The organism is Mucilaginibacter sp., from assembly GCF_028287845.1.
Lineage (GTDB): Bacteria > Bacteroidota > Bacteroidia > Sphingobacteriales > Sphingobacteriaceae > Mucilaginibacter.
In genome coordinates this window covers 19,308-27,893 of the sequence record NZ_JAQBOW010000006.1, presented here as the reverse complement: position 1 = coordinate 27,893, position 8,586 = coordinate 19,308, and the positions used below count along the sequence as shown (strand labels likewise).

General features: G+C 41.8%; 11 protein-coding genes. 8 read left to right on the top strand and 3 right to left on the bottom strand.

The window, feature by feature from the left end; genetic code table 11:
- Positions 1-647 (top strand): cyanophycin synthetase (locus JWP71_RS00810; RefSeq protein WP_299495996.1); only part of this gene is annotated, 647 nt, incomplete at its 5' end.
- A 7-nt stretch (positions 648-654) separates the two neighbouring features.
- Here the strand turns inward: JWP71_RS00810 and JWP71_RS00805 are convergent.
- Positions 655-1,794 (bottom strand): FAD-binding oxidoreductase, encoded by a 1,140-nt coding sequence (locus JWP71_RS00805; RefSeq protein ID WP_299495994.1) that lies wholly within the window; start codon positions 1,792-1,794, stop codon positions 655-657.
- 133 nt (positions 1,795-1,927) lie between these two features.
- Here JWP71_RS00805 and JWP71_RS00800 point away from each other — a divergent pair, with 133 nt between their 5' ends.
- Positions 1,928-2,620, top strand: coding sequence for a zinc metallopeptidase (locus tag JWP71_RS00800; RefSeq protein ID WP_299496005.1), 693 nt, complete (start codon positions 1,928-1,930; stop codon positions 2,618-2,620).
- Positions 2,621-2,730: 110 nt separating this feature from the next.
- Entirely contained in the window at positions 2,731-3,729 is a 999-nt protein-coding gene (locus JWP71_RS00795; RefSeq protein WP_299495991.1) for a YXWGXW repeat-containing protein, read from the top strand.
- A gap of 120 nt (positions 3,730-3,849) precedes the next feature.
- Here the strand turns inward: JWP71_RS00795 and apaG are convergent, their stop codons facing one another.
- The gene (apaG, locus tag JWP71_RS00790; RefSeq protein ID WP_299495989.1) at positions 3,850-4,236 is read right to left on the bottom strand and encodes a Co2+/Mg2+ efflux protein ApaG; all 387 of its coding nucleotides are present in this window, start codon (positions 4,234-4,236) and stop codon (positions 3,850-3,852) included.
- Between the two features lie 115 nt (positions 4,237-4,351).
- Positions 4,352-5,362: a tRNA dihydrouridine synthase DusB gene (dusB, locus tag JWP71_RS00785; protein ID WP_299495986.1), complete on the bottom strand. Its 1,011-nt coding sequence runs from the start codon at positions 5,360-5,362 to the stop codon at positions 4,352-4,354.
- Between the two features lie 154 nt (positions 5,363-5,516).
- On the opposite strand from dusB, the gene JWP71_RS00780 reads away from it, so the two are divergent.
- The 5 genes from JWP71_RS00780 to JWP71_RS00760 are packed head-to-tail and all read left to right on the top strand — an operon-like array spanning position 5,517 to position 8,586.
- Positions 5,517-5,948, top strand: coding sequence for a DUF1801 domain-containing protein (locus JWP71_RS00780; protein WP_299495984.1), 432 nt, complete (start codon positions 5,517-5,519; stop codon positions 5,946-5,948).
- Positions 5,949-5,958: 10 nt separating this feature from the next.
- On the top strand, positions 5,959-6,882 hold the full coding sequence (locus JWP71_RS00775) for a CPBP family intramembrane glutamic endopeptidase (RefSeq protein WP_299495982.1): 924 nt from the start codon (positions 5,959-5,961) through the stop codon (positions 6,880-6,882).
- Positions 6,883-7,089 (top strand): hypothetical protein, encoded by a 207-nt coding sequence (locus JWP71_RS00770; RefSeq protein WP_299495980.1) that lies wholly within the window; start codon positions 6,883-6,885, stop codon positions 7,087-7,089.
- A 3-nt stretch (positions 7,090-7,092) separates the two neighbouring features.
- The gene (locus JWP71_RS00765; RefSeq protein ID WP_299495978.1) at positions 7,093-7,905 is read left to right on the top strand and encodes a phosphatidate cytidylyltransferase; all 813 of its coding nucleotides are present in this window, start codon (positions 7,093-7,095) and stop codon (positions 7,903-7,905) included.
- A gap of 18 nt (positions 7,906-7,923) precedes the next feature.
- Complete coding sequence (locus JWP71_RS00760; RefSeq protein ID WP_299496002.1) at positions 7,924-8,586, top strand: phosphatidylserine decarboxylase family protein; 663 nt, start codon at positions 7,924-7,926, stop codon at positions 8,584-8,586.

Genomic DNA, 8,586 nt, shown 5'->3' with positions numbered 1-8,586 from the left:
CTGTGCCGCCGGTTTTTTATGGTGATGCTATTGATGATTTGGTTAGCGGCGAGATTACAGAAAATGCGCCGCTGCTGTCTGTGAAGTGGACAAACAATAGCTCGGGCGAAAGCTATGTGGTTAAAACCCAGTTAACCGGTGCTTATAATTTGGATAATATTTTGGCAGCCATTTGTATCGGCGTTTATTTTAAGCTATCGGCTATAGAAATAAATAAAGGCATTGAAGGTTATCAGCCAAAAAATAACCGGTCGCAAATTGTACAGACTGCTACCAATACTTTGATATGCGATTACTATAACGCCAACCCAAGCAGTATGATGGTAGCTATTGACAACATTGGCAAGATAACCGCCAACAGGAAAGTGTTGATTTTGGGCGATATGTTTGAGATGGGCGCAGAATCAGCAGCAGAGCATAAAGCAATTATTGAAAAGGCTTTGGCTATACCTGTTGATGAACGCATTTTTATCGGCAAAGAATTTCAGCAAGCAGCATTTACTATGGACTATCGACCATCGACTATGATCTACCCAACTGCCGAAGAGGCTATTGCCGGACTAAAAGCCAATCCTATAAAAAATTCAACTATATTAATTAAAGGCTCGAGGGGCATGGCTTTGGAGCGGTTGGTGGAGCTGTTTTAGATCTTTGTCAGCCATTTATAGCCAGCTCTGCAACTTCTTCGCCTACCAAACTCCCCATTGCTACACCCATGCCATTACAGCGTACCGCGCAAAAAACATTGGGTTGCACTTCTTTTACAATCGGGGCAATGTCTTCACCAAAACCCATGATGCCACTCCACCAATAATCTATTTCTGCGTTTTGATTGGGGAGTATCATTTCGTTTAAATAAGTGGTTAGCTGTTGCTTTACTTTTTCGGTATGCCCAAAATCATACGTTTCTTCTGTTTTATAATCAATGTTCCTGCCGCCACCGAAGAGTACCCGGTCATCAATATTCCTGAAGTAATAATAGCCTTCATTAAAATGATAGGTGCCCTTTAGCTTTAAGTTAGCAATAGGTTTGGTGATAAGCACCTGGCCGCGACCCGGCACTACTTCTAATTCTGGATATAATTGGGCAGCAAAAGCATTGGTGGCTAAAATTACCTTACCTGCTTTAAAGTTTCCTTGCGAGGTAATGAGCTGGATATGGCCGCCCTCTTGTTTAATCTCATCTACACCGCAATCATTCAAAACCAGTGTACCGGTTTCATAAACCTTCTGCAATAACGCGCGCATCATTTTACCGGTATTAAGCTGACCCTCAAAGCGGTTAACTATTATTTGGTTAATTCCATTAAAGCCAAAACCTGCAATTTTATCATTAGCAACTGCATATATGTCAGGTTCGCCAATAGCTTGTTTTAATAAATTGTTAAAGTATGTTAAGCTATCCAGGCATTCTTCGGCTTGTTTAAGCTCATTGTTCCTGAATAATTCATAACCGCCATATTGGTAGAAGTCGATAGCAACATCGCCCAGATTTTTCCTTAACCGCTGCAGGCCCCGCCATTTATAATCAACCATGTGCAAAACATCCTGCTCTGACGATCTTTTTAAGTAAGCCATTTGCTCTGAAACAGTGCCAAAACAGGCAAATCCGGCATTTTTTGTGCTGGCGCCGCTGGGTAAAAAGCCACGCTCAAGTACCAGTACTTTTAAAGCGGGTTGCTGTTTCTTTAGATGCAGCGCGGCGCTCAGGCCCACAATGCCGCTGCCAATAATTACCACATCGGCATTATTAACAAATTCGGTTTGCTCCCAGTATGAAAAATTGCCTTGCATTAAGTCAAAATTAAAAAGTAAAAATTCAAAACCAGCAGCTTTTTGGACTTTTGAATTTTTACTTTTTAATTTAACTGGAATGCTTTTTGAAATACCTGTTAAAAATTTAACATTCATTTTAAGATATATAGATATGGGCTCAGCATGGTTTTTAATGATCATTATAGCATTGGTGAGCTTTATTGTTCAGTGGCGCTTTAAAAGTAAATTCAAGCAATATTCAGAAATGGCTTTATTATCCGGTCTGTCGGGCCAGGAAGTTGCCGAAAAAATGTTGCGCGATAATGGCATTTATGATGTACAGGTAATATCAGTGGAGGGGCAACTAACCGACCATTATAACCCCGAAACAAAAACAGTTAATTTAAGTCCGGATGTGTTTAACAGTCGTAGTGTGGCCTCGGCAGCCGTAGCGGCGCACGAGTGCGGACACGCGTTGCAACACGCCACGGCTTATAGCTGGTTAAACCTGCGCACAACGTTAGTGCCTGTAACTAATGTAGCATCAACATTAGTACAGGTCACCTTGTTTATTGGTGTAATGCTGTTGTTTTTTATGCATAATCCGCTGGTGCTGGCAATTGGTGTGGCTGCTTTGGCGGTAGTAACTTTATTTAGTTTTATAACCCTGCCCGTTGAGTTTGATGCCAGCAGACGTGCATTAGCCTGGTTAAATAACAACTACACCGTTATGCAAACCCGCGAAGAACATGACCAGGCCAAAGACGCTCTATGGTGGGCCGCTATGACGTATGTGGTTGCAGCGCTGGGTTCGTTGGCTACATTGCTGTATTATGCTTCGTTTTTGTTTAACAGGCGAAGTTAACCCGCGGGCATTTTTTTCTTATCCTCACTTCAAAAGCCCCCTCTTTAGAGGGTTGGGGGGGGGTAAACATTTCGCCGTCATAACTGTACTATATAACACAAATTACAGTTATGAAAAATTTAGCAAGAATATTTATCTTAATAGTGGCAATAGTGATTGCCTCACCTAAGATATACGCACAGGTACATGTTGGTGTATCTGTAAGGATAGGGCCACCACCCTTACCTGTTTATATACAGCCCCCATGCCCGGCCGATGGTTACTTATGGGAACCTGGTTATTGGGCCTATAATGATATTGATGGTTATTATTGGGTACCGGGCGTATGGGTTGCCCCACCCAGATATGGCTTGTTATGGACCCCGTGTTACTGGGGCTATAGCGATGGCTATTATTTGTTCCACTCCGGATATTGGGGGCCGCATGTTGGCTTTTATGGCGGTATTAATTACGGTTACGGCTATCCCGGTATAGGTTTTTACGGTGGTAGCTGGAGCGGGCGTTCTTTCCGTTATAATACCGCGGTATTTAATGTTAACCGCAGGGTTGTACGTAATGTATATGTCGACCGCAGAGGAATTAGCGGTGGCGGCAGCCGCGCCAGCTTTAACGGACCGGGTGGCATTAACAGGCAGCCCCGCCCCGAAGAGCGCCGGTTTATGAACGAGCGCCACATACAACCAACACGGTCGCAACTTTCGCATCAGCAAATGGCAGGCAGAAATCCCGGACAACGGCTTTCTACAAATCATGGCCAACCCGCCACACGTGCAATGAACCGGGTTAGTTCACACATTAGCGCTCCGGCACATATGGCAAATGGCGCGGCCCGAATTAATAGGGGGCATGTACCAAATATCGGCTCAAACAGGCAACATATGTCACAACCCCGTTCAGAACAACGCATGCAACAACGTATGCCCCAACATATGGGCGGTGGCGGTCAATTCCATGGTGAAGGTGGCGGCGGTCAACCACGTGGCGGAGGCGGTCAATTCCATGGTGGTGACGTTCAATTCCATGGTGGTGGCGGTCAACCACACGGTGGCGGCGGTGGTGGTCAACCACACGGTGGTGGCGGCGGTGGCGATCATGGGCATCGTCCATAAATAGAGTCAAGAATGAAGCGATAAGAATTAAATTCTTTGTGCCCTAAGTATTTAATAAAGAAAGCCCCGGTTGAATTATCAACCGGGGCTTTTATCTATTTTGATTCTTGCTTTTTTAACTTAATTCATCCTGTATGGAGCAATCAAATAAAACTCTGGTATTTGAACATTAAAAACAGCGCTATCCATCAGGCGCATCATTTGATATTCGCCCTTCATACTGCCCATATCTGTTTTAAGGTTACAGCCAGATACATACTCGTGCGAAGTGCCCGGCTCAATTACCGGTTGCTGCCCAACTACGCCTTCTCCCTCTACCTCGCGCTTAGCGCCGTTCGAGTCGAAAATATACCAGTGCCTGCTTAACAAACGCACAGCATAGCTACCCATATTTTCTATATTAACCTTATAAGCGAACATAAAATGATCGTTTGCCGGGTTGGAATACTCCGGCTGGTAAATAGTTTCTACCGAAACTTTAACCCCATCAGTTATGAATGTGACCATATAAATAGCATCTTTTAGTTCAAATATAGTGCAACAGTAAAAAATCAAAGCCATCTGAATGGCATAATTTTTAGCAATATATATTTTTTTATGAAAAAGAAAAAAAACTAAAATGTTAAATCTCTATAGTAGATACGGGGTTTTCAAACCTTGGGTTGTTTTCTATCTCGTATAAAATATTTTCCAGCTCGTCAAAAGTACCTGCCGTAACCAGTTTCATGCGGTATTCTTTAAAGTTTTCTATCCCTCTAAAATAATTAGCATAATGCCTGCGCATCTCGAAGACACCCGTTTTAGGGCCCTTCCATTCTATTGATTTTATCAGGTGTGTGCGGCATGCGTCGATACGCTCGGCAAAGGTTGGCTTGTCTAAGTGTTCGCCGGTTTTAAAATAATGCTTGATCTCCCGAAATATCCATGGGTAGCCAATGGCCGCCCTGCCAATCATCATGCCATCTACGTCATATTCCATGCGCCATTGCGCCGCTTTTTCGGGCGAGTCAATATCCCCGTTACCAAAAATGGGTATCTGTATTTGCGGGTTTTTCTTTATTTCATGTATCAGCGTCCAATCTGCCGATCCTTTATACATCTGCGCGCGGGTGCGGCCATGTATGGTTAGGGCTTTTATACCCACATCCTGCAAACGCATGGCAACTTCCTGTACGTTCTTGGTATTATCGTCCCAGCCCAGGCGCGTTTTTACGGTTACCGGTAAGTGGGTAGCCTCAACAACAGCTTTGGTCATAGCTACCATTTTATCAATATCCTGCAATAAGCTTGCGCCCGCGCCACGGCAAGCCACGTTTTTTACAGGGCAACCGTAATTTATATCGATCAAATCCGGACCTGCTTGCGACGATATTTCTGAAGCTTCACGCATGTGCTCAATATCGCTGCCGAAAATCTGTATGCCAATAGGGCGCTCGTATTCAAATATATCCAGCTTTTTACGGCTTTTTGCCGCATCGCGAATTAAGCCTTCGGACGAGATAAACTCGGTGTACATCATATCCGCGCCATGTTGCTTGCACACATAACGGAAAGGCGGATCGCTCACGTCTTCCATCGGTGCCAGCAGCAACGGGAATTCTCCTAAATCAATATTTCCTATTTGTACAGACATGGCTTATCTTTAAGCGCTGCAAAAATACGAATTTTAAGCTAAATGATAACAACCGCAAATAAACGATAGCGTCTCGGTTTGAAATTGGTGTATAACTAAAAATAAAGCGAGATTTGAAAAAGCCGAGTAAGCGACCCGTAATTTTATATCTTATATGAACGTACAAGAACAAATTAAAAACTATATTGCTAGCCAACCTGAACCAAAGCGTAGTGATATGCAAGAGTTGCACCAGCTCACACTTCAAGTTTTACCGGGTTGTAAACTATGGTTCGACAATGGTAAAAACAGCGAAAATAAAACTGTTAGTAACCCTACTATAGGCTACGGATTTCACACCATAAAATATGCTGATGGAAAGACTAAGGATTTTTTTCAAATTGGTTTGAGCGCAAACAAAACCGGAATCTCTGTCTATATCCTTGGTATCAAGGATAAGACATACTTGGCCCAAACGTATGGAAAAAACCTAGGCAAGGCAAGCGTGACCGGGTATTGCATTAGGTTCAAAACGCTAAAAGATATAAACATTGATATACTTGAAGCGGCAATACGATATGGGGGTGAGATTACAAGTGAAAATTAAATTTCAAACGGTGACACTACCAAATAAACACATCCGCCCGTCTTTACAATTCTTAATTTTTATTGCGCTAACCATAGGCATTATTGGTGTTGGCTATTTAATTGGAGCCGCTGCAGTTATTGGTTTATTCGGAACAAATATTTTAATGGATATTGCTCAGTTCAACCTAACCAATCCAAATGCGGCCAAAGCTTTGTGGGTGCTGCAAATTGTTAGTACCACTATCCCTATTATAGCCGCCTCGGTTATTTTTGCTTACGCGATAGTAAAAGATCCGAAAGAGTATCTTAAATCAACCTTTAAATTTCCATGGATATTATTGGTTATTACTTTTTGCGTGATGATGATATCATCGCCATTAATTGAGTACTTGAGTAATATCAACCAAAAAATGGTACTGCCTCATTTTTTAGATGGCTTTCAAAAATGGATGCGTGATGCCGAGGATCAGGCCCAAAAACTTACTGCCGTATTGCTGCAAATGAAAACAATTTGGAGCATGATATTTAAGCTTATTGTAGTTGGCCTGCTTACCGCAATAGTTGAGGAGTTTATGTTTAGGGGTTGCATACAAACCATTTTTACCAAATGGACCGGGAATATACATGCTGCTATATGGATAACGGCGGCTTTGTTCAGCGCCTTCCATATGGAGTTTTTTGGGTTTTTGCCGCGGATGATGCTGGGTGTTTTATTTGGCTATTTTGTTGCCTGGAGCGGCAGCATCTGGACAGCCGTTTGGGGCCACTTTATAAATAACGGCACCGCAGTTATTGTGAGTTATCTTTTCCAAAATAAAATGATAAAGATCAACCCCGACGATCAGCATATATTTAATTATGGCGCTTACCTGTTTAGCCTGATATTTGTTTTATTTTTGCTGTATCTATACTATAATATAGCAACGGGTAAAAAGAAAATGCCTGTATTGTAAATGGAAAAAAACTGGATCAAAATATTTACTTCGCCTGATTTTTACCGGTCGGAAATTGTAAAGCAGGTGCTTTGTGAGCATCATATTGATGCCGTATTATTAAATAAACAAGCTTCATCACATCGCAACTTTGGTAATGTTGAGGTTTATATTCACCAGGAAAATTTTAGTCATGCTATTGAGCTGATGATCCTGAACCAAATTTAAATTATGAGAATACGCGCCATTACGGGCTTCTTTTTTATTATTGTAATGCTCGCCTCCGTTTTACTTAACAATTATGTATTCGGGGTATTTTATTTACTGCTCAGCGGGTTTTGCTTATGGGAGTTTTATGGTTTGATAAAAAAAGCCGGCATAAAACCCAATATACAAAGCGGCTTATTAAACGGCATTTTTATCTATGCCATATTTGCGCTGATAACCTATTCTTCCAATAGTGATACCCATAAATTATTATTCTTGCTGCCCATTACCCTAAGCGCCATATTTATACAGGAGCTGTTTAAAAAAACCGGTGCGCCGTTTACCAATATCGCCTACACCTATTTAGGGTTAATATTTACCATTGTGCCTTTTACTTTTTTCCACGCGTTAGCTTACGTGGGCGGGGCGTTTAATTTCCATTTGCCACTGGCATTTTTACTAATGCTTTGGGCAAATGATACCGGAGCCTACCTTGTAGGAAGCAAGTTTGGAAAAACCAAGTTATTTGAGCGCCATTCGCCTAAAAAAACATGGGAAGGTTTAATTGGCGGCATTATTATTACAGCCGTTACAGCCTATATTATAAGTATTTATTATACCGAGCTGGGTTTAGAACACTGGATATTCACAGGTATATTAATAAGTTGCTTTGGCACTACCGGCGATCTGATAGAATCTATGTTTAAACGTAGCATTGATGTGAAGGACTCGGGCGGTATATTACCGGGACATGGTGGTTTGCTGGACAGGTTTGATGGGTTATTAATAGCCGCGCCAATTGTATACGCTTACCTATACTTCATTACAAATGCTTAATTTTACCTTATGAAAAAAATGACTTTCCATAAAGAAGGATATACTTCTCTTGCATTGTGTATCCTGTTTATATTTGTTTTAAACGCGGCTATACAATTTTATTTTCCCCAGGCAATTATTATAAAATGGATAATATATATTCTATCTTTTGCTCTTTTTGTTATCATAGTGCAGTTCTTCCGCAGCCCGTTTTTAGAAGTTGCCCGGAATGAAAAAATTGTACTTTGCCCTGCAGATGGTAAGGTAGTGGTAATTGAAGAAACTGTAGAAACCGAATTTTTAAAAGATAAACGTATTCAAATTTCCGTTTTTATGTCGCCTATAAATGTGCATATTAACCGTAATCCGATAGGTGGCGTTATTAAATATTTTAAGTATCATCCGGGTAAATATCTGGTGGCCTGGCACCCAAAATCATCTACCGAAAACGAGCGCACCACTATTGTTACCGAAAACAGCGCCGGTACCGCTATTTTGTTCAGGCAAATTGCAGGGGCGCTGGCCCGCCGTATTGTTTGGTATGTAAAAGAGGGTGATATTGTGGAGCAGGGCGAGCAATTTGGCTTTATAAAATTTGGCTCAAGGGTTGATATTTTTTTACCGCTGGGGTCAAAAATAAACGTGGAGCTTGGCGAAGTAGTTAAAGGCGGTGTTACTATACTGGCAGAGTTGCCTGCATAA

Bases quoted from the DNA above. Each gene is read 5' to 3' on its own strand.
- JWP71_RS00805 (WP_299495994.1), bottom strand. From the start codon at position 1,794: ATGCAAGGCAATTTTTCATACTGGGAGCAAACCGAATTTGTTAATAAT.
- JWP71_RS00800 (WP_299496005.1), top strand. From the start codon at position 1,928: ATGGGCTCAGCATGGTTTTTAATGATCATTATAGCATTGGTGAGCTTT.
- JWP71_RS00795 (WP_299495991.1), top strand. From the start codon at position 2,731: ATGAAAAATTTAGCAAGAATATTTATCTTAATAGTGGCAATAGTGATT.
- apaG (WP_299495989.1), bottom strand. From the start codon at position 4,236: ATGGTCACATTCATAACTGATGGGGTTAAAGTTTCGGTAGAAACTATT.
- dusB (WP_299495986.1), bottom strand. From the start codon at position 5,362: ATGTCTGTACAAATAGGAAATATTGATTTAGGAGAATTCCCGTTGCTG.
- JWP71_RS00780 (WP_299495984.1), top strand. From the start codon at position 5,517: ATGAACGTACAAGAACAAATTAAAAACTATATTGCTAGCCAACCTGAA.
- JWP71_RS00770 (WP_299495980.1), top strand. From the start codon at position 6,883: ATGGAAAAAAACTGGATCAAAATATTTACTTCGCCTGATTTTTACCGG.
- JWP71_RS00765 (WP_299495978.1), top strand. From the start codon at position 7,093: ATGAGAATACGCGCCATTACGGGCTTCTTTTTTATTATTGTAATGCTC.
- JWP71_RS00760 (WP_299496002.1), top strand. From the start codon at position 7,924: ATGACTTTCCATAAAGAAGGATATACTTCTCTTGCATTGTGTATCCTG.